Here is a 23,859-nt window from a genome sequence, read left to right on the forward strand (position 1 = left end):
ATGGAGCAGCCTGGTAGCTCGTCGGGCTCATAACCCGAAGGTCGTCGGTTCGAATCCGGCTCCCGCAACCAATCAAACACCCTTCAGGGTGTTTTTTTGTATCTGCAGTTTGTTCGCTGATGTAAAGCGGACGGTTTCCCCGCCCACTCTTCGCTACTTATGCGGGCTCAACGATGCGCCGTTAGCAAAGTAAGCCTTAATCCCGGCAAAAATCGACTCCGCCACCTGCTGCTGAAAATGTGCGGTACGCAGCTTGCGCTCTTCTTCTATATTGCTGATAAACGCCGTCTCAACCAGTATTGACGGAATATCCGGTGCTTTGAGTACCGCAAATCCGGCCTGATCGACGCTGCGTTTATGCAGATGGTTCACTTTCCCCATTCGTGACAGCACCTCTTTACCAAACTTCAGGCTGTCGTTAATTGTCAGGCTCTGCACCATATCAAACATCGTATGGTCCAGATAACGATCGCCGCTCATGCTGACGCCGCCAATTAAATCCGATTCATTCTGGGTTTGTGCCAGATAACGCGCGGCGGTGCTGGTAGCCCCTTTGGTCGACAGGGCAAAAACCGACGACCCGCGAGCGGCGCGGCTGGTAAACGCATCGGCGTGGATCGAGACAAACAGATCCGCACGCTGCTTGCGCGCTTTCGCCACCCGCACCTTTAGCGGGATAAACACATCTTCATTACGCGTCATATAAGCACGCATGTTCGGGTGTTTATCGATTAGCGCTTTCAGGCGGCGGCCAATTTTCAGCACCACATCCTTTTCACGAGTTTTATGCTTACCGACCGCACCGGAATCTTCACCACCGTGCCCGGGATCGATCATGATCACGATGGGCCGATCTTTCCCTGCCTTACCAGGCAGCGGTGCCGCATCGGGCTGACTGCGTTCCAGCTCGCCCTGATTGTAATCTTCCAGTAATGCCAGCAGCGGATCATCATCGTACGGCTGTTTAACCGGGTAGAGATCCAGTACCAGGCGGTTTTTAATCCCGGCGACCGGTGCCAGTGTGAAGATCTTGGGCGAGACGTTTTGCTTCAGTTCCAGCACCAGGCGTACGGTACTGGCATCAAACTGCCCCACGCGGGCATTTTTGATGTAGGGGTCGTCCTGACGCACCAGATTGCCGACGCCGTTCAGCGTACGATTGAGCTGAATATTTTCAATATCGACCACCACGCGGTCGGGATTACTGAGCGCGAACTGCTTATACTTCAGTGGGATATTAGACTCAATGGTCAGGCGAGAATAGGTTGACGATGGCCAGATGCGGATCGCCACAACATGGCCGCCAGCAGCCATACCTGCCCGGCTGACGCTGAGCAGCAATACGGCACCCGCTCCCTGTAAAAGCCGTCGTCGGTTGAGGGATGTTGAATCGGTCATGCCACTCCAGTTGCTGTGAATTGATTAATAAAAAGACAAACGTTCGTTTTTTGCAAAAACTTTAGCGAATCCCTTAACCAGTGTCACCCCAAAAAAGCGATTAAATGCAGCACATTAGCTTGAGCAAAAATCAGTACTGGGTGATAAATAAGGAAAAATGCCACTTGCGCCCGAAGCAATAAAAGAATAAAAATACACATTTACCGAATAATAATGCAAAGAGGGTTTGCCGTGAAGGAACGTAGTACCGAGCTGGTTCAGGGTTTTCGCCATACCGTTCCCTATATCAATGCCCACCGTGGTAAGACGTTTGTCATAATGCTGGGTGGTGAAGCCATCGAGCATGAGAACTTCTCAAGCATCGTTAACGATATTGGCCTGCTGCATAGCCTGGGCATCCGCCTGGTGGTGGTTTACGGGGCCAGACCGCAGATCGATGCCAACCTCTCAGAGCGAAATCTCGAGCCTGTTTATCACAAGCATACCCGCGTAACGGACGCACAATCGCTGGAGCTGGTCAAACAGGCCGCCGGCCGACTGCAGCTGGATATTACCGCTCGCCTGTCGATGAGCCTGAACAATACCCCGCTGCAGGGCGCGCATATTAATGTAGTCAGCGGCAACTTTATTATCGCCCAGCCTCTGGGCGTGGATGACGGGGTGGACTACTGCCACAGCGGCCGTATTCGTCGCATTGATGAAGAAGCGATCCACCGTCAGCTGGACAGTGGTGCCATCGTGTTAATGGGCCCGGTGGCGGTTTCCGTTACCGGCGAAAGCTTCAACCTGACCTCTGAAGAGGTGGCAACCCAGCTGGCGATTAAGCTGAAAGCGGAGAAAATGATCGGTTTCTGCTCCGAGCAGGGTGTCACCAACAGTAGCGGCGATATTGTCTCCGAACTGTTCCCGAACGAAGCGCAGCAGCGCATTGAAGAGCTGGAAAACGACCAGGACTATCATTCCGGCACCGTGCGCTTTCTGCGCGGCGCGGTAAAGGCCTGCCGCAGCGGCGTGCGCCGCAGCCACCTGATCAGCTATCAGGAAGACGGTGCCCTGCTGCAGGAGCTGTTCTCTCGTGACGGTATTGGTACGCAGATTGTGATGGAAAGTGCTGAGCAGATCCGTCGCGCCACCATTAACGATATTGGCGGCATTCTTGAGCTGATCCGTCCACTGGAGCAGCAGGGTATTCTGGTGCGCCGTTCACGTGAACAGCTGGAAATGGAAATCGACAAATTCACCATTATCGAGCGCGATAACCTGACTATCGGCTGCGCCGCGCTTTATCCATTCCCGGAAGAGCAGATTGGTGAAATGGCCTGTGTTGCCGTTCATCCGGATTACCGCAGTTCATCACGCGGCGAGGCGCTGCTTGAGCGTATCGCGCTACAGGCTCGCCAGATGGGGCTGAAGAAGCTGTTCGTGTTGACCACGCGCAGCATCCACTGGTTCCAGGAACGCGGCTTCCAGCCGGTGGATGTGGAACTGCTGCCGAGCAGTAAGAAAGAGATGTACAACTATCAGCGCCGTTCCAAGGTGCTGATGGTGGATCTGAGGGAAAACAGCGTGCACGTGCGCCAGAGCTAACTGGCGCTGCGCTATTTTTACAATCGTTCCACCAAACCACTTCGGCGCTGGGTACGCATTTTCACCGCGCTGTTAAAAACGCGGGCATCAGCGTACAGCGTCAGCTGGCGCTTAGCGCGGGTAATGCCGGTATACACCAGCTCACGGGTTAATACCGGCATCACCTGATTCGGCAGCACCATCAGCGTGTGCTCAAACTCTGACCCCTGAGATTTATGCACCGTCATCGCATACGCGGTGTCGTGCGGGGGCAGTCGGCTGGGCTGCACCGCTTTGATTGAGCCATCCGGCAGCGGGAAAAATACCTTCAGCGCCTGCTCACCATCCAGCATCGCAATGCCGATATCTCCGTTAAACAACCCCAGCAAGCGATCGTTGCGGGCAATCATCACCGGCCTGCCAACATACCATTTACCGTTTGCCAGCGTACCGCGACGAATCAGTCCGGCCTGGCGTAGCGTAGTTTCAATACGTTCATTCAGGCCGCTAACGCCGAATGGCCCCTCACGCAGTGCGCACAAAAGCTGGAAGCGCCCAAATGCCGACAGCACGTCAGCAGGAGAATCCCCTGCGGCAAGCCGCGAGAGATAATCACGGTAACCTGCCACACAGTCGTTAAGCAGCTGCTGGTACTCTTCGCTGCTGCTTAAACCGTGCCGGCGGATATCGCTAAACTCACCGCCAAACACGGCGTCTGCACGTTTTACATCCCCGGCATTCACCGCCATCGCCAGCTGGCCGATTCCCGAAGATTCGGTAAATCGGTAACTTTTACGCAGCAGGCAAATCGCATCACGGACCGGCGGAGCGGCTTGATCCTCATTCCCCGTCACCTCACAGCCGGTGAGCCGGGCCAGTTCAGCGGCACGCGCCGGGCTGTAGCCAAATTCGGCGCACCGACAGATATCACCCAGTACGGCTCCCGCCTCTACGGAGGCCAGCTGATCGCGATCGCCAAGGAAGATAATCCGCGCCTGCGGCGGCAGCGCGGCAATCAGATTCGCCAGCATCGGCAGATCGACCATCGATGCCTCATCGACGACCAGCACATCCAGATGTAGCGGGTTACCGGCATGGTAGCGCATGCGCTGGCTGCCGGGCAGCGCGCCCAGCAGGCGGTGCAGCGTTGTCGCCTCCGCGGGAAAGCGTTTCAGTACCGCATCGTCCAGAGCCAGCTGCTGCAGCGTTTTGCCCAGTGACTCGGTCAGACGTGCCGCGGCCTTGCCGGTCGGAGCCGCCAGTTCTATCCGCGGGGAACCAGGGTAAAGCTCAATCAGACAGGCCAGCAGTTTAGCCACGGTGGTGGTTTTACCCGTACCCGGGCCACCGGAGATCACGGCAACCCGTCGAGTGATGGCAACCGCTGCCGCAATTTTCTGCCAGTCTTCCGGCTGCTGGCCGAAATAACGATCCAGCGTGATACGCAGCGCCGCGTCATCAACGGGTAAGGGCTGCTGCTGACGATGAATAAATTCGACGACTTGCCCTTCACTTTGCCACATGCGGTGCAGATAAAGCCGCTGCTGTTGCAGCACCAGGGGCGTGCCGCGCGAGCCATCGCTCACTGCCGAACTCTCAGACAGCAGCTGATGCCAGTTCGTCGGTGAACCGGCAGCCTGCCAGATTGCCTGAGAAAGTTCAGGATGACGCCCGTCAAACATCTCGTCAGGATGCAGCAGCTCAAGAGGCAGACAAACGTGCCCTTCTCCGGCATCACGGCTAACTAAGGCCGCTGCCAGCATCAGTGCGGGCTGATGTTCACCGGCTACCATCAGCGCAAACTGTATGTCCAGCGTGCGCAGCAGGCGCTGGCGACACGCCAGCTGCATGTGCTCGATTAGCGTCATGCTTCACTCTCCACTTCGGCAGAAAACAGCAGGTCAAGCGCGTTGACAAAGTCTGCCTGTGGCCGGGTACTGAAGATGCCGTTACTTCCTTCCGTACCGTCCAGGCCACGCAGGAAAAGATAGATTACGCCACCAAAGTGTTGTTCATAGTCATAACCGGCAAGACGCTGCCTGAGGTAGCGATGCAGCGCCAGGCTATAGAGTTGATACTGTAAATCGTAGCGATGAGACTGCATCGCCTGCGCCATCGCTTCCTGGGTATAGGCGCTGCTCTCCTCCCCCAGCCAGTTCGACTTATAGTCGAGCAGGTAATATTTCCCCTGCCAGCAAAACACCAGATCGATAAACCCTTTCAGCATGCCGCGAACCTGATAAAAATCGAGGGGCGGACATCCGGCGGAGAGCGGGTCCTGCCGCACCAGTCGATCCAGATCCTCAGCGGTGAGCAGGCGGGAAATCGGCAGATAAAATTGCAGCTCCACCCGGCACGTATCCGGTGAAAGCTGATTCAGGCTAACGCCACTGTCATTAAGCGGGGTTTGCAAAATGCGCTGCATCCATTCCGTCATCGTTGGCAGCCAGGCCATATCCAGCCCCTCGGCACTGAGCCGTTCTGCCAGCCACTGTTCATCAAGCTGTGCTGAAAAGTCCAGAGATTCAAACAGACTGTGCAGGAATGTACCCGGTGCTGCACCGCGCGGGAAGGTATGTGGCGTCAGCTGCGGCAGTAGAGAATCCTGCGCCTCACCGACGGCATCAACATCCAGCCGAGGCAAAAGATCCAGTGCCGCTGCGTGGCCGTGCTGCTGTAAACCTGAATAGCTGGTCACGCGCCAGTCGTCACGCAGTAGACGCGTCAGCTGCTGGCTGCTCAGGATTAACTGCCCTTCTACCTCCGGCTGCCAAAGCTCAGCTTCCGTCAGCGGTACGGCAGCCAGAGCGGTATGATCGCTTTCCATCTCTTCCAGCAGAGCATGCAGCATTGCAGCATCGGCCGCCTCGCCGCGCTGGATTAGATATCCCGGCGCGCTGTGGTGTAGATCGCTGTTGCCTTCTTTCTTGCGCGTACCTTTAATCAACGGAGCAATCCCGACGCTACAGTGGTAAATCGATCGCGTCAGCGCTACGTACAGCAGCCGTAAGTCCTCGGCCAGCCGCTCTTCTTCAGCCAGGCGGGCGCTCTCCTCATCCTGCTGTAAATCCAGCAGCGCCTCGAAGGTCTCCCTGTCGTGATAGATGCCGTTTTCCGCCGCACGGTAGTTAGAGACGAACGGCAGCCAGACCAGCGGATACTGCAGGCCTTTCGATTTGTGAATAGTCACAATCTGCACCAGATGGCGATCGCTCTCCAGCCGCAGCTGCTGATTAGCTACCTGAGCGTCGGGCTGCACAACCTGCTGTGCCAGCCAGCGAACCAGCGCATGCTCGCTATCCAGTGCGGTTGCCGCCTCCTGCAATAATTCACCCAAATGCAGTAGATCGGTCAGACGGCGTTCACCACTGTCGGATGCCAGCAAATTCTCGGCGATTTGCCGCCGCATCATCAGATCGCGCAGCATCGGCAGCACGCCCCGTTTCAGCCAGCGCTGACGGTAACGATCGAACTCATCGACCAGCTCATCCCATGCACGCTCATCGCGACTCAGGGCATCCAGCGTTAGCGCATCAAGCCCAAACAGGCTACTGGCCAGTGCGCTGCGCAAAATACGCTCCTGCTCCGGTGCCAGCACGGCCTGGAGCAGCAGCAGGACTTCGCGTGCTTCCGGTGTGGTAAATACGCTATCGCGGTTGGAAAGATAGACGGAGGGAATAGCCAGGCGATTCAGCGCTTCACGCATCACGGCCGCTTCGCTGCGGCTGCGCACCAGAATGGTAATATCTGAAGCCTGTAGCGGTTTAAGGTGCTGCATTTTTCCGATCAGCGCCAGCCCCTGCTGCCCCGCGGTCAGCCAGCGGCAGATTTCCGTCGCACACTGCTGCGCCATATAGTGCTGATAATCAGCCACTCCCACACCGTCGCCAGGCTGCAGCCAGAACTTCAGCGCAGGCTGCTCCACACCGTCCACACTGAAGCTCAGAGAATGGTTGGGTTCCGCCGGGCTGACCTCAATAAACGGGATTTCCTGGAATACAAACGGGGCAGGATGACGCTGGAACAGCTGATTGACGCTGGCCACCATCGCCGGTGACGAACGCCAGTTGGTTTCAAGAGTATAGTGGGCACTGACTTCAGCCCGCGCCCTCATATAGGTAAAGATATCTGCGCCACGAAAGGCATAGATCGCCTGTTTCGGGTCGCCAATCAGCAGCAGAGCACTATCGGCCTGCCCCACATAGAGCGTCTGAAAAATTCGATACTGCTGCGGATCGGTATCCTGAAATTCATCGATCAAAGCGACAGGGAAGCGCTGACGTACGGCAGCAGCTAACAGGTCGCCGCCGGGCTGTTGTAAGGCAGCATCGAAACGGCCAAGCAGATCGTCAAATCCTAACTGCGCGTGCAGGCGTTTTTCCTGACGGGTCACGGTACGGATTTCGTCCAGCGCACGGGCAACAATCAGATCGCGCAGCGTGTGGGGCTGTGCCAAAAAAGTATCAATCTGTTCAAAGAGCGGATGAACGGGAGCGACACCTTTTTTCGTTTTTTCCACCAGCACCCGCTGGCCAAAGCGTTCGAGATCTTTTGCCACGTCATAATCAAGCGTTTCGCTTTGCGCCCACTGGGTAATTTTATTCAGCCAGTTAGGTAAGTGCTTACTGTTGTAGCTACGCCGGTCGATACCTGACGCGTCAATCAGCTCAAACAGATTTCCCGCCGCCAGCCACGCCTGCTTCAGCGCAGTTATCTGGCCGATAATCGCCTCGTGCCGCTGTACCAGCGTTTCTTCCGGGTCCGGCGCTGATTTCAGTGAAGGAGCCTCGCCCCCCAGCCAGGGCGACAGGTCCCTGAGCAGCTGTTCAGGCCCATCCCACAGCTGGCGAACAACACGGGCAACCGGCAGCGGTAGCGGATAGCAGTGGCGTCGCCAGAAATCCGCCGCTGCACGGCGGCGCAGCGGCGTTTCATCTTCAATCAGCTGCTGTTCGAACAACATGCCGGATTCAAAGGCGTTCAGATTGAGCATACGCTGACAGAAGCCGTGAATGGTAAAGATACCGGCTTCATCCATCTGCCGCTCGGCCGCCAGCAGTACTGATGCAGCCTGCCGCAGATCGGGAATTTGCTCAATCAACGCTTGCAGCATCGGATTACGGCTTTCACCACGCACACAGTCGATACGCAGTGCGTGGATGTTTTCACGAATACGCCCGCGAAGCTCGGCGGTGGCGGCCTCGGTAAAGGTCACCACCAGAATCTCCTCCACCGACAGCGGACGGCTGAATGCAGATTCTCCGCCTAATCCCAGCAGCAGTCGCAGATAAAGCAGGCCGATGGTAAAGGTTTTCCCCGTACCCGCCGACGCTTCAATCAACCGCTCGCCGTGCAGCGGCAGGGTTAACGCATTCAGCCTTTCCGCAACCTGCTGACTCATGGTTTATCCTGGCTCACCGGGAACGACTGTTGCAGGGTAGACAGATTTTTCCAGGTCTTCCATCCTGCCGGAGCCGCATAGTCCGCCTTACCGTGATGGCTGCCGGAAATCTGCGATAGCAGTGCCAGACCGGTTGGTGCGATAACCGCCTGATGGAAGAAATCAGCAATGCCATCCGGCGTCAGCGCCTGAATCTGCGCAATCACTTTTTCGCGCGTATCGAACTGATAATTTTCGCGATTAAAATCTTTGCTGTAACGACCGGCTTCTTCATCCAGAGTCTGCGGACGCTGTTTCAGCTCGTTGATCATCGCCGCCTGATACTGGGCAAAATCCTCTTTGCTCAGCGCACGCAGGCGCTTCTCGGCGGAAGGATAAAATGCCTGGAAACGCTGCAGCAGGTAAGCGGGCTGCTTGACGTTACTTTGCAGCAGGAAGCCGATGCCCCACTGACGCCCCACCGGCATCTGGAAGGCAAACACCGCATAGCCAAGCTGCTCTTCGGTACGCAGCTGGTTATAGAACCACGGCTGGATAATCTGGCTCAGCATGCTACTGCTGGCCATACTTTGATGTTCATCAAAGCCAACCGGCACGTAGACCGCCGCCAGCGCCGAGTCCGTGCTGCTTCCCGCTTTTTGCAGATTGGCCAGCGCCTTGTTATCCACTTTAATGAATTCACTGTGCCACCAGCTGTGGCCTTCGCAGTTCAGCTGCTGTCTGACCTGTTCAGCCAGATTGTTTACCGCCTCAGGAGTCATATTGCCGACAACCAGCAGCTCGGGCGTAGACTGCTCCAGCAGCATTTTACGGTAGTCCAGTAACTGCTTCAGGGTGATAGCAGGCAGTAACTTACGGCGCTCGCTACGCTGGGTATAAGGCAGACGCGACAGCAGCTGCGCAGGCTGGATAGCCAGTTCAAATGCTTTGCCTTTTTCCGCCGAGTCCAGGCGTTCCAGATACCAGGATTTGGCCTGTTCCAGCTGTTGTTCCGTCGGCGTGAAGCTGGCATACCCTTCCAGCAGCTGCTTCATCAACTTCGGCAGGCGCTGCGTAAAGCCGCTGGCGCTGAACGTCACGCCATCATCTTCCCCGGTGGAAAAACTAATGCCGCCGACCGATGCCTGCGAACTCAGTTCATCCAGCGCTACGCCAGCCAGATAATCATTGAGAGCGAACAGCACCTGATTCTGTGCGCTGTCCACCGCTGCTTTGTTACGCAGCGCCAGGGTGATATTGGCCTTAGGCTCATCAGCATAGTACTGGCTGGGCATGTAGAAGACCCGCAGCCCAGGCTGATTGAGCAGTTCCTCCGGACGTTCATACTTCTTATCCGGTTTGATCAGACTGAAGTCGTCAGGAATGTACGGGTTGAGCACCGGCAGAGACAGGGTTATTTTGTCGCTCTCTGCCTGCCATTTACTGAATCTTTCGCTGCCGATCTTATCCACCTGATAAGGCGCATCAACAAAGTAGGCCGTTTTGTTATGTGGTTCATTCGGGCTGATAAACCAGATGCGGGCATTCTGCGGGGTCATTCCCTCAAGGCGCGCTTTAATAGCCTGTGGATCGTAGCGGTCTGCGATGTAAGGTGCATCCAGCACATCGGCAACCGGCACGCGAAGCATGGTATCCACCAGCCATTCGATGTAGTCCATATCACGGGTGATGGAGGGATAACGGAAATCCAGGTCCAGCACGTGCGCCACTTCATCAAAGTAACTTTTATCGATGCCCTGCGTACGTAAGGTGTTCAGATAGCTGAAGACTGCGGCGATAACTTCATCACGATTGGCCTGGCCTTTATCCGTCAGCGAGACGGAAATCGAGAATACTCCACCGTTGCGGTCGATAACCGGATCGGCACCGGCGCTGATAGAGTCAGCCAGCCCACGGCTTTGCAGCCAGTCTGATAAGGTGTTTTTGCTGCGGTTACCAATCAAATAACCAATAAGCGTATCGGTTTTACTGCGGAACTCGGCGCTGTTGTTATCAATGCGGAACTCAATGCGCAGCTGTTTGCGCGGCTGTGCAGGCACATAGTGAATGATGATGCCTTTCTGCTTATCGGTGACCACCGGCACGGTGATATCCGGCACCGTCGCCTGACGGTTTTCGACGCGGCCAAAGGTTTCGGCGGCTATTTTTTCCAGCTCGGGCAGCGGTTTATTACTGTAGATCACCGCTTTCATCAAATTGGCTGAGTAATAACGCTGATAAAACGCCTTCAGGGCATCGTGCAGTTTACTGCCCGGCTTATCGCGCAGGGTTTCCAGATTCCCGCCGGAAAAACGTGAGCTGGGATGTTCAGGGTTTAGCGTTTCAGCACCAACCTGTGCCATACGCAGGCCGTCACGGGATCGCGCCATGGTCAGTTCGGCGTTGACCGCATTACGTTCGCGATCGGCATTGACCGGGTCGAGCAGCGGTTCGGCAATGGCGTCGGCCAGCCTGTCGGCAGCCGGTTGCAGCGCATCGTTCTCCACTTCCAGATAAAACGCCGTACGATAGGATGCGGTACTGGCGTTGTGGCTACCACCGTGCTTTTTCAAAAATTCGGCAAGGTTATCCGGCTGCGGGTAACGCTTTGACCCCATCAGCACCATGTGCTCAAGATAGTGTGCCAGACCAAGCTGATCGGTGGGGTTTTCCAGCGATCCGACCGGCAGCGCCAGTGCGGCCAGCGACTTTGTGGCCTTGTCATCGGAAACCAGCAAAACGGTCATGCCGTTATCCAGGCGGATTGCTTTGTACTGACGAGGGTCTTTTTCACTTTTACGAATAATGTCTGTGACCGGTTGCCATCCGGTTTCTGCCTGTGTCAGCGGGCTGAACAGGGCGAAAAAGACAAAGTAAACTAACCAGACTGCATAACGACGCATTCAAACTCCCTCAATTTTGCTGGTGTTTAATTGTTATAAAATAACACTACAGGAGATCATCCTGATTGTCCGTAAAACTTCCCCTATCTTCCTTGGGGAATGTGGGTACATCACCAAATACTATACAGAACGGTGCGCCTGAAGCAGCGGTAAAAGCCAGCGTTCAGCATTCTCGGTCATTGCCAGCAGGTACGTTTCATCCAGCGTACGGATCACCCGTTGCAGATAGGGATCGCTGCCTTCGCCCTCAATCTGATAATTTCCCTGCCAGCGCGCCAGCAGCTTGTTACGCGCTTTTTTCTGCGCAGCATCATCTCGCAGCAGCTCACCGGATGATTCATCGTAACTTTCCTCCAGCCAGGCAGCACCGGATTCAGTCAGCAGCAACGGTGAGCACATGCCCTCGCGGTAGCCCGCAACGTAACGTGCCAGCTGATGCAGGGCGTCATCCGCCGTAATCGCCGGGAATCGCCATTCGCTATCGTTGCGCCCCAGCATCAGGCTGGTACCATTGCCGCCCGTCGCACAGTAAACCAGGTGTTCCAGCCACAGGGTCAGGCCATCCTTAAAGTTAAGATTGCCCGGCCGCCAGCGTAACAGTCCACTGTCCTGCACCTGAGCAAGCCATCCGGTAAGCAAAACACCGTCAACCAGCAGCGAGATTTCCCGGCTTTCCGCCGCCGCACGCTGCTCGCGCACGCGGCTGGCCAGCACGTTCATTTCCTGCTCCTGCTCTTGCCAAACCAGTTCACCGAATGCGCCGTAGGGTAAAGCCCCTGAAGCACGTTGCCGGGCGTAAAGGCGGGAACTTTCTTCCCCCTCTATCAGGCTGTTAAGCAACTGCGCATTCATCTGATAACGCGTCAGGCCATCCAGTGCAAAAGGCTCGGCGTCTGGCAATTCCATCTCTTCCAGTCTGAAGCTGACGCCAAGCCGCATGCTGAAAAATGCCCTGACCGGATGCCGCCAGAAGCGCACCAGTTGCTCAAAGCTTAGTGAATCAAGCTTTTCCGCTGCTAAAGGCTGCATAAACGGCGGATGAGCAATACCCGATGCTTTAGCAGCAGGTAACCACTCGTCAGCAAAACTTCTGAACTCAGAAGCTGCACTGAAGTTTTCGGCCGCAAAAGGCATTCTGCTGTGCAGATGATGCAGATGGTGCGCCACGTTTTTCGCACTGCGGTCAACATCCAGCGAACGGTCTTCGGGCAAGCAGAAGCTCTGGCAGATGTACTCCACTAATTCACTGACCAGTACAGAGGGATATCGTTCCGTATTATCCTGAATTGAACGGGCGATATAGCTGATATACAGCTGCTGCTGCGCTGAATTTAGCGCTTCCAGGAACAGATAGCGGTCATCATCGCGGCGGCTGCGATCGCCTTTTTGCAACTGCTTGCTCATTAAATCAAAGCCGAGCGGTGGCAGCGTTCGTGGATAAATACCGTCGTTCATACCCAGCAGGCACACCACCTTGAAGGGAATAGAACGCATCGGCATCAGGGTACAGAAGTTCACCGGCCCCGCGAGGAAACGCTGGCTGATACGCTGCTGATCGAGCCGGGAGACCAGTTCATCGCGCAGTACGGTTAGCGGTACGGCCTGCTGATAACCGGCTTCAACGCCGTAGCCAATCACCTGCTTCCACTGATCTTCAATCAGCGTTAGCGCCGCTTCCGTTTCCGCATCGCAGATAAAGAAATCATCTAATAGCTGGCGACAGAGCGGCAGCCAGTGTGCCAAATCGCTGGTTTCATCCAGCCAGCGCCGCCAGCGATGCAGCTGCATCAGTAACTCGGCCAGATTCCCAGCCAGTTCCGCGATCAAGCCACTGGACTCATCATAAGGCAGGACCCCCTGCCACTCCCCGGCATCACTGTTCATCGCATAGCCCAGCAGCATTCGCGTCAGGCCGAAGTGCCAGGTATGCTGACCGGTAGCCGGCAGGTCCAGCTCGCGGACGTTGTCATCATCCAGACCCCAGCGAATACCGGATTCAGCAACCCAGTGGCGCAGCAGGCGTAGCCCCTCTTCATCAATTGCAAAACGCCCCGCCACCGCAGGAACTTCAAGCAGGGCCAGAACATCTTCAGCGGTGAAACGGCTGTCAGGTAGGCTCAGTAGCGAAATAAACGCCTGAAGCGCGGGGTGCGCCTGACTGGCGCGACGGTCGGAAATGGCAAACGGCAGCGCACGCTCCGGTGGTGCATTACCAAATACCGCCTGAATAAAGGGCGTATAGGCATCGATATCAGCCACCATGACGATGATATCGCGCGGGGTCAGCGCCGGATCGTCAGCCATCATTGCCAGCAGCCGATCCTGCAGAACTTCGACCTCGCGCTGCGGGCTGTGGCACTGATGGATCACAATTGAACGATCTTCCGGTGCAAGCAGGCGTTTGGCTTCACTGTTTTCCCATTCGCTTTTTTTCAACCCGATAACCGCGTTGTCTTCCAGTTCCAGCAAATCCCGCTTCAGGGTTTGCAGCAGGTTTACCGGCTCAATATCGACAAAGGCGAAGACCTCATTAGGTTCAATCTGCGCCAGCAGGTAGAGATTATCGCGCCCCAGCTTGCCCCATGAAGCCAACAGAGGATTACTCAGCTGCTGCTCACCTGCATCGTTGAACAAAGACGATGCGCTGTCAGCATCACGGAACTGGGAGATCTCATGATTATCCTGATAATGCCTGCGGTTGCGGTTTTGCAGCCTGGCCAGAAACGCGTAATCCTGAATATCTCCCCAGTAATGACGGCAGGGATTGGTAAACAGCAGATGAATATCGATATGTTTACCCAGCGCGCTAAGTGCCTGTAAATAAACCGGCGGCAGTGCCGAAATCCCACAAATAAACACCCGATCCGGCAGATTTTCCGGGCGAGTTGAGCTGTTTTCCAGCCGGTGAATAAAACGCTGATAAAGGTTGGCACGGTGCCATTCAGGTTGCCCAAGCTGATGGGTATATTCAACCAGTGCCGCCCACAGCGGAGCCTGCCAGACCTGTGCCTCGCCAAGCCCCTCGGTCAGTTCGCCTTTTTCCCATCCGTTAAGCCACTGCGGACGATACACCAGATACTGGTCAAACAGGTCGGCGACTCTGGATGCCAGTTGGAACAGCTTGCGCTTATCGTCGTCATCGCTAAGGTAATTACGCAGCGTTGCGAAAGCCTCTCCCGGCAGCATCTCAGGGAGGATCGCCATCAGTTTCCAGCTCATACCGGACTTGCTAAAAGCGCTCTCACGTGGAATATCCGGTAACACGCGAACAAACATGTCCCAGATAAAGCTGGCGGGGAGCGGGAATTCAATATTAGCCGCAATACCAAAATCTTCGGCCAGCGACATTTGCAGCCACTGTGCCATTCCCGGGCTTTGTACCAGCACCACCTCCGGGCTCAGCGGATTGGGCAAGGGCTGATTTTTTATCTGCCATGATGCCAGCGTCTTAAGCAGATCCAGCTGATTGGAATGGTATACCGTGAACATAACCGACAGATTCTCAACGTAAGAGGGTTTAATTTCCTGAAGGGTACTCTACCCGCACAGGACGAACATTGGAAATGTAGCACCATAGCGGTCAATTACCCACCGCCGTGCAGCGTAGCTGAACCAGTTCGGCCCGGCGCCCCGAAGGGCTTACCGTTTTGGCGATTAACAACGGGCATCCTTCCGGGCCATCCTTCTGCTGCACCTGTGCCTGCCATCCCTCCAGCGGATTACCCTGCAACAGTTGCCGGGCGTTACGCCATGCGCTGCGCTGCTGCCACTGTTGCTGGAACCCCTCTGCCAGCACCAGCTGATAGCGCATCAGAGCCATGATGCTAAGGCTAAACAGCAGCAGGGCAAACAGTGTTTCAACCAGGCTAAATCCCCGTTGATTACGACGAGGGATCATCACACAGGCTCCTGTCGGGCAATGGGCAATAATCCAGCCAGCCCTGAGGGACCGCGCTAACTTTCCCACCGGTAAGGCTGCTAACCCAGCGATACAGAGACAACGTTCCACTGCCGCTGTCACCGCGCAGCAGCATTCCGGAGGCGTGGCTTAGCAGGCAGGCGCGCCAGGTATACTGCGGCTGGATCTGGCAGTACCAACCTTCAGCAGTATGCCAGGTCAAGCGTTCTCCCCACATCAGCGCAGATACCGCATCGGTGTACTCAAGGATATAGTGCCGTTCATCAGTGACCAGGCTGAGATTATCACTCAGCTGCTGGCGTGTAGCGTGCAGCAATGCGGTGCCCATAAGCAGAATGATAATTACCATCAGCAGTGCGCCGCTTCCCTGTTGTCGGTGCATCATAAATTCTCCGCCACCAGCCAGTGCTCGATATGCTGGACCAGAGCTGGCCAGACTCTGGAACTCCCCTTCAACATGACTCGGACCTGCTGCCGATTGCGAACCACCCTGAACTCCTCAATGGCGATGACGCGGGGATCGTTCAGCTTCTCCCAGCCGCCGCCTTCACAGCGATCAACGCCGCGCTGCATTTCCAGATTTTTCGATCTTAAGCGAAAGCCGTAGTAATCGCTGTCTTCTCGCCCGGTACTCTCCCATTGCCCGTTGCTGTTTTCATCCCAGCGCACCAGCAGGCAGCGACCTGCGTTCTGAATCTGCATCGCGGCCCCGCTACAGCGACCGTGGCAGTAGCCCGCGCGCCGGGCGGCTTTTTCCAGCGTCTGCATAATCTGCTGCAGCTCTTCATTGAGCTGAACCTGTATCTGCAGGCGCAAATTATGCTGCTGCAATAGCGGTAACGTTCGCGCAGCGCCGAGCATTATGACGCTTCCGATCGCCATCGCCAGCAGCGTTTCAAGTAAGGTAAATCCCCCCGTATTCATCGGCATCCTTCCTCTGATACTGAGCAAATGCGCACCCTGCCACGCGAAGAGACAATGATTCGCCGTTCACCGGCATCGCTGGCAATAGTGATATTGCCAGGGCGGGCGGTATTCTTCACACCATAGAACCCGATTTCCGCGGTCATCGAGCGTATGCTGACTTCCGGCCACGGAGCCAATAGTGTAAAGCGGGCCTGCGGGGAACAGACATCAGGAACACTTCCGCCTCCCAGACACCAGTATCTGCCCGGCTTAAGCCAGATGACCCTGTCGGCGTTATGCCACCAGGCATCGCTGCGCAGGCGCAGAAGCAGCCGCTGGATCTGCTGCGCACTGTCATTAAGCTGACGTAGCTGCTGCCATCGCTGCCAGCCCTGCCATGACCCCAGGCTCAGTACAGCGATGAGCGCGATTACCATCATCAGTTCCAGCAATGTGAATCCCGCTGATCGCGTTATTTTCATCAGCCGAGTGTTGGCTTTTCTCCGCCACGCCGCCAGCAGTACCTTGTGGGTTTACGCGTTATCTTCCAGGCTAAATACGTCTTCTCACCGGCTTTCATTGCCGCTGCGTGGCGCTACGCATTTTTACCAACAAGTCTGATACCATCGCCGGATTTGCCTGGCACCAATGGTGAGAAAGGCTAAGATGCCTGAGCGGGTCAACGGTGCCAGAGCCGAAAAAACCCTGAAAAAAGCCAGCGTGCCAGATTCGAGCAGAACCAAGAGAGAGAAAATGGATGAGATTCAAATGATCGATATTGCCACCTCGCTGCCGCAGGTGAAGATCGATTTAAAATACGCCACAGCGGATAACATTACCGGCCAGCCGATTTACTGCGAACACCGTTGCCTGTTGCACCCGGATGCTGCAGCGGCGCTGGCTCGCAGTGCGCATATCGCCGCTCTTGCAGGCTTTACCCTACTGGTCTACGACGCATACCGCCCGCAGAAAGCGCAAATGAATCTGTGGCTGGCCTGCCCTAATCCTGACTACGTTATCCCCGTCACTCAGGGCTCGAATCACTCCCGCGGAACGGCTGTTGACGTCACGCTGATGGATGAACAGGGAGCGATTGTGGATATGGGCAGTGGTTTTGACGAAATGCACGAATGTTCACATCCCTGGCATCCTTCGATCCCGACGCTGAAATTACGTAACCGGCTGATGCTGAGTGCGATTATGCTTGAAGGGGGCTTCAAGGGGATTACGACAGAATGGTGGCACTTTGAGCTGCCTGGAGCGGCAGATTATCCGCTGCTGACGGATATTTTTGACTGTTACCCACCGCAATCCGCGGCGTAATGCTATCCCCGGCATTATGCATGCCGGGGATAGCATTTTTACACGGCTACCGGCGCTTTAATCGCCGGATGCGGGTCGTAACCGACGATTTCGAAATCATCGAAACGATAGTCGAAAATAGAGGCCGGTTTACGTTTAATCACCAGCTGCGGCAGCGCGCGCGGTTCACGGCTCAGCTGCAGGCGAGTCTGTTCCAGGTGATTGCTGTACAGGTGGGTATCCCCCCCGGTCCAGACGAAATCACCCACTTCCAGATCGCACTGCTGTGCCATCATATGCACCAGCAGAGCATAACTGGCGATATTAAACGGCAGCCCGAGGAAGATATCGCACGAGCGCTGATAGAGCTGGCAGGAAAGCTTGCCGTCCGCGACGTAAAACTGGAAGAAAGCGTGACACGGTGCCAGCGCCATCTCGTCCAGTTCACCCACGTTCCACGCCGAAACGATGATACGGCGAGAATCGGGATCGTTTTTAAGCTGCTCAACAACCTTGCTCAGCTGGTCGATCTGGCGACCATCCGGTGCCCCCCAGCTGCGCCACTGTTTGCCGTAGACCGGGCCGAGGTCGCCGTTTTCATCCGCCCACTCGTCCCAGATCGAGACGTTATTTTCCTTCAGATAAGCGATATTGGTGTCGCCATTGAGGAACCACAGCAGTTCATGAATGATGGATCGCAGATGGCACTTCTTGGTGGTAACCAGCGGAAAACCATCCTGCAAATTGAAACGCATCTGATGACCGAAGACCGACAGCGTACCCGTTCCGGTACGATCGTTTTTCGGTGTGCCCTGCTCAAGGACATGCTGCATTAATTCCAGATACTGTTTCATTTTTCCTCACGAAGTTGCTGCTGCGGGCGACGACGATACGCCCAGATCATCATAATCACGCCGGCCAGAATCATCGGCACGGAGAGGATTTGCCCCATGCTGATGCCGCTGAACAGACCAAGCTGCTGATCGGGCTGGCGGAAGAACTCAATAATAATACGGAAGGCGCCATAACCAATCAGGAACAGGCCTGAGACGGCTCCCATCGGGCGCGATTTGCGGATAAACACATTCAGAATGATAAACAGCACGATCCCTTCCAGAATCAGCTCATAAAGCTGTGAAGGGTGGCGCGGCAGTACACCGTAGGTCGCCAGCAGAGACTGCCATTCCGGATGAGTGGAAACCAGTGCGATATCTTCGCTGCGTGAACCCGGGAACAGCATAGCCCACGGCAGATTTGGGTCAACGCGCCCCCACAGTTCTCCGTTGATAAAATTACCGAGGCGACCAGCACCCAGCCCAAACGGGATCAGCGGAGCGATAAAGTCCGAAACCTGGAAGAAAGTACGCTTGGTGCGGCGGGCGAAGATCAGCATCACTACGATCACACCAATCAGTCCGCCGTGGAATGACATACCACCATCCCAGACCTTAAACAGATACAGCGGATTATCGAGGAACAGCGGCAGATTGTAGAACAGTACATAGCCGATACGGCCACCGAGGAACACACCGAGGAAACCCGCATAAAGCAGATTTTCAACTTCCTCTTTTTTCCAGCCGCTGCCTGGTTTATTAGCCCGGCGAACAGCCAGCCACATAGCGAAAACAAAACCAACCAGATACATCAGCCCGTACCAGTGAAGAGACACAGGGCCGATAGAGAAGATCACCGGATCAAATTGAGGGAAAGCCAGATAGCCGTTATTCATCTTTCACCATTTTTAAATTCTGTCCTGACGGGCAGGCGACGGAATATGTAGACGCGTGCGCACGTGGCGCTGCTGCTTAAGGCTGCGCATGATAGCATAATGCGAATTATTCCGGCCCGGCGTAACTGTAAACTTTGTTAAGCACCGGATCGGATGACTATTTCCCGCCCCGGATCAAACCGCCCAGCCCTCTGCGCTCCATAAAAGCCGCAATCAGTTGACGGACTTCACTGGTGTGCGGTGCTTCCAGACCACGCTGCGCAAGTTCCTGGGCCTCTGACCGGTCGATATGGCGAAGTAAATACTTTACGCGCGCCACATTACGGCCGTTCATGCTGAGATGGTAGTAACCCATGCCGATCAGCATAACCACACACATCGGATCGCCCGCCATTTCGCCACAAAGGCATAGCTCTACCCCTGCACGGCTGGCCTCCTGTCCAATACTGTGTAATGCACGGAGTACGGCTGGATGCAGACTGTCGTAAAGGCTGGCGACCCGGGTGTTATTACGATCCACGGCCAGCAGGTACTGGGTCAAATCGTTGGTGCCAACGGAAACAAAATCTACGCGCCCCCGCAGATGGCTCAGCATAAAGATCATCGACGGCACTTCGATCATTACCCCGAGGCGCGGGCGCGGAATTGCATAACCCAGCATTTCTTCCACCTCGCGCCCCGCCCTGTCGAGCAGGCGCCGTGCCTCGTCGATCTCCTCAAGACTGGTGATCATTGGCAGCAGGATGCTCAGGTTTCCGCTGGCAACGTTGGCCCGCAGCATTGCGCGCAGTTGAACAAGAAAAATCTCGGGCTGATCGAGCGTCAGGCGAATGCCCCGCCATCCCAACGAGGGGTTTTCTTCACTAATCGGCATATAGGGCAGCTGCTTGTCGGCACCGATATCCAGCGTGCGCAATGTGACCGGCTTATCGAGAAACAGCTGCAGCATTCCCTGGTACTGTGCAACCTGCTCTTCTTCCGAGGGAAAACCGTTCTGTAACATAAACGGAATCTCGGTACGATAAAGGCCCACGCCATCTACCCGGCTACCGAGCGGATGCTCATGTTCAGCACTCAAACCCGCGTTAAGCATGACTTTCACCGGTTCGCCGCTTTTAAGCGCACCCGGCTGCTCAACCAGACCTTCTGCCAGCTGGCTTAATTCATTTTCTTCACTGATCAGCCGCTGATATTCCTGCACCAGCACCGGTTCGGGATCGACCAGCAGCTCACCGCGATAACCATCGACGATGAGCAAGCGTCCCTTCATCAGGTCGGGCTGAATATCGGCTCCCATCACCGTTGGGATACCCATTGCACGAACCATGATTGCCGCATGAGAGTTAGCGGCACCATCGCGCACGACAACCCCCGCCAGTCTTTCACGCGGCAGCTCTGCCAGGGTGGTAGCAGTCAGTTCGTCGGCAACCAGAATAAAACGCTCAGGCCAGGTATTGGTGCCCTGAATCGTATCATCGAGGTGAAACAGCAGGCGCTGGCCGAGCACACGCAAATCACCCGCCCGCTCCCGCAGGTAGCTGTCCTGCAGGCTGGCAAACTGCGCGGCAAATTTCTCAATAACCTTTTTTACTGCCCACTCAGCCACCGAACCAGCATCAATTTCCGCCAGCAGATCTTTTTTCAGCCGCGCATCGCTGAGCAGGTGCGAATAGAGGTCAAAAATAGCCGCGCTTTCTTTATGCATGCTGGCGGTGAAACGCTTGCTGTAGCGGCGAAATTCGTTCGATGCTTCGGCCATCGCCAGCGCCAGACGCTCACGCTCACGCACAGAATCCAGCGTTGATGCGGCGGAAACATTCTCCAGTGAGGGCTGTGAAGAATCAACCCAGCCTTCGGCTATTGCTACGCCAGGTGAGGCCGCCAGCGCTTTGATTCGCGTCTGCCTGTACTGCCCAAAGAGAACATTAAGCTGCGACTGAGAAAGGATCGCCGCCATCTGAGTGGCAAGGGTAACCAGAAACGACTCTTCGCTTTCATCGAATTGCCGATGTTCGCGTTGCTGAACCACCAGAACGCCCTGCAGCTGGCGTCGGCTGATAATCGGTACGCCAAGAAACGAGCGAAAACGCTCTTCTTTCACGGAGGGGATAAATTTAAAACTGGGGTGCTTTTGCGCATCAGCAAGGTTAATGGGTTCAGCAAGGCGACCAACCAGCCCAACGATGCCTTCATCAAATGCAAGGGCGACAGTACGCCCACGCGGCTTTTTCAGCCCACGCGTTGCCATCAGGTAGTAACAGCGGCGTTCATGATCGGCCAGATAAACCGAGCAAACCTCGATATCCATGGCCAGACAAATCTCATTAACCAGAATATCCAGCGCCTCGGTAAGCCGGGGCGCTGCCGCCACTTTCTCAACTATTTCGCGTAGTTGTGTGAGCATAATCTACGTGGCTTAACCTCTCTTCCTTCGAAAGCCTTGCGTATTTCTCTGCGCGGTATTCTCCTGCAGGGGCATAACCACACCAGCAAACTCTTTCATTACGCGGCGGTAAACATCGCGTTTAAAAGAGACCACCTGGCGTACCGGATACCAGAAGCTGACCCATCGCCAGCCGTCAAACTCTGGCGTGCTGCTGGTTTGCATATTGATATCCGCGTCATTGCACAACAGCTGCAGAAGAAACCACTTCTGTTTTTGGCCGATACAAACCGGCTTTGTGTCCCAACGCACCAAACGTTTTGGCAATTTATATCGTAACCAGTTACGGGTGGATGCCAGGATGCGAACATCCTTACGGCTCAAACCGACTTCCTCGAAAAGTTCGCGGTACATCGCCTGTTCCGCCGTCTCGCCAGGATTAATCCCTCCCTGAGGAAACTGCCAGGAGTGTTGGCCATAGCGCCTTGCCCACACAACCTGTCCCTGCCTGTTACAAATTACGATACCAACATTCGGGCGGTAGCCATCATCATCGATCACCGGACTACCTCAAACTAAAACTGGATGTTCTGATTGTTTCACACTCCTTACAGGCGGTAAACCACTGGTTTATGCCTGCGAGTCCGCATTGAACTTGGATAACTATTACCAGCAGACAGAGTTATAAACAGAAACAGGGGCAAAAAGGCGATCTTATTCACGTTTTCTGTGGATAGCTTTGTGCAGAACTCAGTTAACAGGTGGGGAAAACTTTATTCAACGTTTGGAGACACCTCGCAAAAAAAAGAAATAACCCCAGGTTAATCATAAGGTTTAACGTCATTTTTACGTTGAATCAGGTGCTGTCATGCTGCTGTCACAGACAGGCTTCCGGCAACTGGCGAAAGATCGAGCACTTGATGATTTATCCACAGAATATGGTGATTAGTTGGACATGAAAGGGGCTAAAGTTGCCAAAATCCCCTTCGTCAAGGCTGTAAATCGAAACAGTATTATTTTTAAATGTGAGTTATCCCATTTTTCTGTGGATAACTATGTAGAAGATCCTGTTCACTGTCGGTGACAAGACGGGTAAAACTTGTCTGAGCAGTGTACATCCCCTTCAATGGGAGGAATAAAAAACATGATTTATCATGCTATTATTATGCTTACCCCCAGAATTAGCGTTAAGCCGTATAACGCTGGAACTGAGAGGTCGTTTTTTAAACAGATCTGGATATCACAATGACAGGCGCTCCTTTCCTCGTTCCTCCCCCCCGTGATGAAACCGAACTGCTGGACAGAGCTAACGCACTTGCCGGTTATACTCTCGGTGAACTTGCCCAACGTATAAGTTTACCGATTCCCCGAGACCTTAAACGGGATAAGGGCTGGGTGGGGATGCTGCTGGAACGTTATCTCGGTGCCAGTGCAGGCAGTAAGCCGGAACAGGATTTTGCCGAAATTGGCGTGGAGCTGAAGACGATTCCCGTAGATGCCGCCGGACGCCCGCTCGAAACGACCTTCGTTTGCGTCGCACCGTTGACCGGTAATAGCGGCGTCACCTGGCAAAACAGTCACGTGCGGCATAAGCTCGGGCGCGTGCTGTGGATACCGGTAGAGGGTGAACGAGCGATTCCACTGGCAGAGCGGCATGTTGGCGCTCCGCTGCTCTGGAGCCCAAATGACGAAGAAGAACATCAGCTGCAGCGCGACTGGGAGGAGCTGATGGATATGATTGTGTTGGGTCAGGTTGAACAGATTACCGCTCGCCACGGCGAGGTTTTGCAAATTCGTCCCAAGGCAGCTAACAGTAAGGCTCTGACCGAAGGTATTGGCCGCCATGGGCAACCCATTATGACTCTGCCGCGCGGCTTTTATCTGAAAAAAACCTTTACGGCAGCGCTGCTTGCACGCCATTTTTTACTGTAGTTTTCCTGCTGATTTGCGGAAGATTATACGAATGTCAATAATATGCGCCTGATTGAGTCCATTTTCAGACTGATGAAATTATCACTACAGGGAAAATAGTTTATTACTACACTCATCAAAGTAATAAATATTAAGGGAGACAAGTATGAAGTGGATGTTAGGTATTGCGGCGCTGAGTGTATCAATGCTGATAAGCGGCTGCAGTAGTGACTACGTGATGGCGACCAAAGACGGTAAAATGATTATGACCGACGGTAAGCCAAGTATTGATAAAGAAACTGGACTGGTGAAATACGTTGATGAATCCGGCCATGAAATACAGATTAACGGTGATGAAATCTCTTCAATCGTTGAACGCTAAACCCTGCTTTGCCATCTGGCGCTGATATTTCAGATGGCAAACGATATGCTTTCCTCTCTCTGATGGGTAATCCCTCTTTC

At 54.9% G+C, this 23,859-nt stretch carries 17 protein-coding genes; 4 read left to right on the forward strand and 13 right to left on the reverse strand.

Annotation, left to right across the window (positions count from 1 at the left end; all coding sequences use genetic code 11):
• Positions 1 to 153: 153 nt before the first annotated feature.
• A complete protein-coding gene (gene amiC, locus IBT47_RS08175) occupies positions 154 to 1,398 on the reverse strand; it encodes an N-acetylmuramoyl-L-alanine amidase AmiC (protein ID WP_200560067.1) in 1,245 nt (414 codons plus the stop codon).
• 213 nt (positions 1,399 to 1,611) lie between these two features.
• On the opposite strand from amiC, the gene argA reads away from it, so the two are divergent.
• Positions 1,612 to 2,985 (forward strand): amino-acid N-acetyltransferase, encoded by a 1,374-nt coding sequence (gene argA, locus IBT47_RS08180; RefSeq protein WP_200547057.1) that lies wholly within the window; start codon positions 1,612 to 1,614, stop codon positions 2,983 to 2,985.
• 17 nt (positions 2,986 to 3,002) lie between these two features.
• Here the strand turns inward: argA and recD are convergent, their stop codons facing one another.
• The 8 genes from recD to IBT47_RS08220 all read right to left on the reverse strand — a co-directional run bounded on the left by recD (position 3,003) and on the right by IBT47_RS08220 (position 16,554).
• The gene (recD, locus tag IBT47_RS08185; protein WP_200560068.1) at positions 3,003 to 4,832 is read right to left on the reverse strand and encodes an exodeoxyribonuclease V subunit alpha; all 1,830 of its coding nucleotides are present in this window, start codon (positions 4,830 to 4,832) and stop codon (positions 3,003 to 3,005) included.
• Complete coding sequence (gene recB / locus IBT47_RS08190; RefSeq protein ID WP_200560069.1) at positions 4,829 to 8,365, reverse strand: exodeoxyribonuclease V subunit beta; 3,537 nt, start codon at positions 8,363 to 8,365, stop codon at positions 4,829 to 4,831. The genes recD and recB overlap by 4 nt, the downstream gene beginning before the upstream one ends.
• On the reverse strand, positions 8,362 to 11,247 hold the full coding sequence (gene ptrA, locus IBT47_RS08195) for a pitrilysin (protein WP_200560070.1): 2,886 nt from the start codon (positions 11,245 to 11,247) through the stop codon (positions 8,362 to 8,364). The genes recB and ptrA overlap by 4 nt, the downstream gene beginning before the upstream one ends.
• Positions 11,248 to 11,367: 120 nt before the next feature.
• Entirely contained in the window at positions 11,368 to 14,736 is a 3,369-nt protein-coding gene (recC, locus tag IBT47_RS08200) for an exodeoxyribonuclease V subunit gamma (protein WP_200560071.1), read from the reverse strand.
• Between the two features lie 91 nt (positions 14,737 to 14,827).
• Positions 14,828 to 15,145, reverse strand: a complete 318-nt coding sequence (locus tag IBT47_RS08205) for a prepilin-type N-terminal cleavage/methylation domain-containing protein (RefSeq protein ID WP_200560264.1) — start codon at positions 15,143 to 15,145, stop codon at positions 14,828 to 14,830.
• Positions 15,129 to 15,551 carry a DUF2509 family protein gene (locus IBT47_RS08210; RefSeq protein WP_200560072.1) on the reverse strand — a complete coding sequence of 141 codons (423 nt, stop codon included), beginning with the start codon at positions 15,549 to 15,551 and terminating at the stop codon, positions 15,129 to 15,131. Before IBT47_RS08210 ends, IBT47_RS08205 begins: the two co-directional genes overlap by 17 nt.
• Positions 15,548 to 16,096, reverse strand: a complete 549-nt coding sequence (locus IBT47_RS08215) for a prepilin peptidase-dependent protein (RefSeq protein WP_200560073.1) — start codon at positions 16,094 to 16,096, stop codon at positions 15,548 to 15,550. Before IBT47_RS08215 ends, IBT47_RS08210 begins: the two co-directional genes overlap by 4 nt.
• Positions 16,087 to 16,554 (reverse strand): prepilin peptidase-dependent protein, encoded by a 468-nt coding sequence (locus IBT47_RS08220; protein ID WP_200560074.1) that lies wholly within the window; start codon positions 16,552 to 16,554, stop codon positions 16,087 to 16,089. Before IBT47_RS08220 ends, IBT47_RS08215 begins: the two co-directional genes overlap by 10 nt.
• Positions 16,555 to 16,825: 271 nt before the next feature.
• Here IBT47_RS08220 and ddpX point away from each other — a divergent pair, with 271 nt between their 5' ends.
• Positions 16,826 to 17,395 (forward strand): D-alanyl-D-alanine dipeptidase, encoded by a 570-nt coding sequence (ddpX, locus tag IBT47_RS08225; protein ID WP_200560075.1) that lies wholly within the window; start codon positions 16,826 to 16,828, stop codon positions 17,393 to 17,395.
• A 38-nt stretch (positions 17,396 to 17,433) separates the two neighbouring features.
• On the opposite strand, the gene thyA is transcribed toward ddpX, so the two are convergent.
• The 4 genes from thyA to rppH form a co-directional block, all read right to left on the reverse strand.
• The gene (gene thyA / locus IBT47_RS08230; protein ID WP_105593898.1) at positions 17,434 to 18,228 is read right to left on the reverse strand and encodes a thymidylate synthase; all 795 of its coding nucleotides are present in this window, start codon (positions 18,226 to 18,228) and stop codon (positions 17,434 to 17,436) included.
• Positions 18,225 to 19,103 (reverse strand): prolipoprotein diacylglyceryl transferase, encoded by an 879-nt coding sequence (gene lgt, locus IBT47_RS08235; protein WP_105593897.1) that lies wholly within the window; start codon positions 19,101 to 19,103, stop codon positions 18,225 to 18,227. Before lgt ends, thyA begins: the two co-directional genes overlap by 4 nt.
• 157 nt (positions 19,104 to 19,260) lie before the next feature.
• Positions 19,261 to 21,507, reverse strand: coding sequence for a phosphoenolpyruvate--protein phosphotransferase (gene ptsP / locus IBT47_RS08240; protein WP_200560076.1), 2,247 nt, complete (start codon positions 21,505 to 21,507; stop codon positions 19,261 to 19,263).
• A 12-nt stretch (positions 21,508 to 21,519) separates the two neighbouring features.
• The gene (gene rppH / locus IBT47_RS08245) at positions 21,520 to 22,047 is read right to left on the reverse strand and encodes an RNA pyrophosphohydrolase (RefSeq protein WP_105593895.1); all 528 of its coding nucleotides are present in this window, start codon (positions 22,045 to 22,047) and stop codon (positions 21,520 to 21,522) included.
• 684 nt (positions 22,048 to 22,731) lie between these two features.
• Here rppH and mutH point away from each other — a divergent pair.
• Together mutH and IBT47_RS08255 are read left to right on the forward strand one after the other, a co-directional pair.
• Positions 22,732 to 23,418 carry a DNA mismatch repair endonuclease MutH gene (gene mutH / locus IBT47_RS08250; RefSeq protein ID WP_105593894.1) on the forward strand — a complete coding sequence of 229 codons (687 nt, stop codon included), beginning with the start codon at positions 22,732 to 22,734 and terminating at the stop codon, positions 23,416 to 23,418.
• A gap of 145 nt (positions 23,419 to 23,563) precedes the next feature.
• Positions 23,564 to 23,779 carry a YgdI/YgdR family lipoprotein gene (locus IBT47_RS08255; RefSeq protein WP_200547070.1) on the forward strand — a complete coding sequence of 72 codons (216 nt, stop codon included), beginning with the start codon at positions 23,564 to 23,566 and terminating at the stop codon, positions 23,777 to 23,779.
• Positions 23,780 to 23,859 lie beyond the last annotated feature (80 nt).

The sequence above is a fragment of the Erwinia sp. S43 genome, assembly GCF_016624745.1.
GTDB lineage: Bacteria > Pseudomonadota > Gammaproteobacteria > Enterobacterales > Enterobacteriaceae > Erwinia > Erwinia coffeiphila.

What these genes read in the sequence shown, in the direction of transcription:
- IBT47_RS08255 (WP_200547070.1), top strand. Translation starts at nt 23,564, where the DNA reads ATGAAGTGGATGTTAGGTATTGCGGCGCTGAGTGTATCAATGCTGATA.
- argA (WP_200547057.1), top strand. Translation starts at nt 1,612, where the DNA reads ATGCAAAGAGGGTTTGCCGTGAAGGAACGTAGTACCGAGCTGGTTCAG.
- recD (WP_200560068.1), bottom strand. Translation starts at nt 4,832, where the DNA reads ATGACGCTAATCGAGCACATGCAGCTGGCGTGTCGCCAGCGCCTGCTG.
- ptrA (WP_200560070.1), bottom strand. Translation starts at nt 11,247, where the DNA reads ATGCGTCGTTATGCAGTCTGGTTAGTTTACTTTGTCTTTTTCGCCCTG.
- ddpX (WP_200560075.1), top strand. Translation starts at nt 16,826, where the DNA reads ATGGATGAGATTCAAATGATCGATATTGCCACCTCGCTGCCGCAGGTG.
- mutH (WP_105593894.1), top strand. Translation starts at nt 22,732, where the DNA reads ATGACAGGCGCTCCTTTCCTCGTTCCTCCCCCCCGTGATGAAACCGAA.
- IBT47_RS08215 (WP_200560073.1), bottom strand. Translation starts at nt 16,096, where the DNA reads ATGCCGATGAATACGGGGGGATTTACCTTACTTGAAACGCTGCTGGCG.
- recB (WP_200560069.1), bottom strand. Translation starts at nt 8,365, where the DNA reads ATGAGTCAGCAGGTTGCGGAAAGGCTGAATGCGTTAACCCTGCCGCTG.
- lgt (WP_105593897.1), bottom strand. Translation starts at nt 19,103, where the DNA reads ATGAATAACGGCTATCTGGCTTTCCCTCAATTTGATCCGGTGATCTTC.
- IBT47_RS08220 (WP_200560074.1), bottom strand. Translation starts at nt 16,554, where the DNA reads ATGAAAATAACGCGATCAGCGGGATTCACATTGCTGGAACTGATGATG.
- amiC (WP_200560067.1), bottom strand. Translation starts at nt 1,398, where the DNA reads ATGACCGATTCAACATCCCTCAACCGACGACGGCTTTTACAGGGAGCG.
- ptsP (WP_200560076.1), bottom strand. Translation starts at nt 21,507, where the DNA reads ATGCTCACACAACTACGCGAAATAGTTGAGAAAGTGGCGGCAGCGCCC.
- IBT47_RS08210 (WP_200560072.1), bottom strand. Translation starts at nt 15,551, where the DNA reads ATGATGCACCGACAACAGGGAAGCGGCGCACTGCTGATGGTAATTATC.
- IBT47_RS08205 (WP_200560264.1), bottom strand. Translation starts at nt 15,145, where the DNA reads ATGATCCCTCGTCGTAATCAACGGGGATTTAGCCTGGTTGAAACACTG.
- recC (WP_200560071.1), bottom strand. Translation starts at nt 14,736, where the DNA reads ATGTTCACGGTATACCATTCCAATCAGCTGGATCTGCTTAAGACGCTG.
- thyA (WP_105593898.1), bottom strand. Translation starts at nt 18,228, where the DNA reads ATGAAACAGTATCTGGAATTAATGCAGCATGTCCTTGAGCAGGGCACA.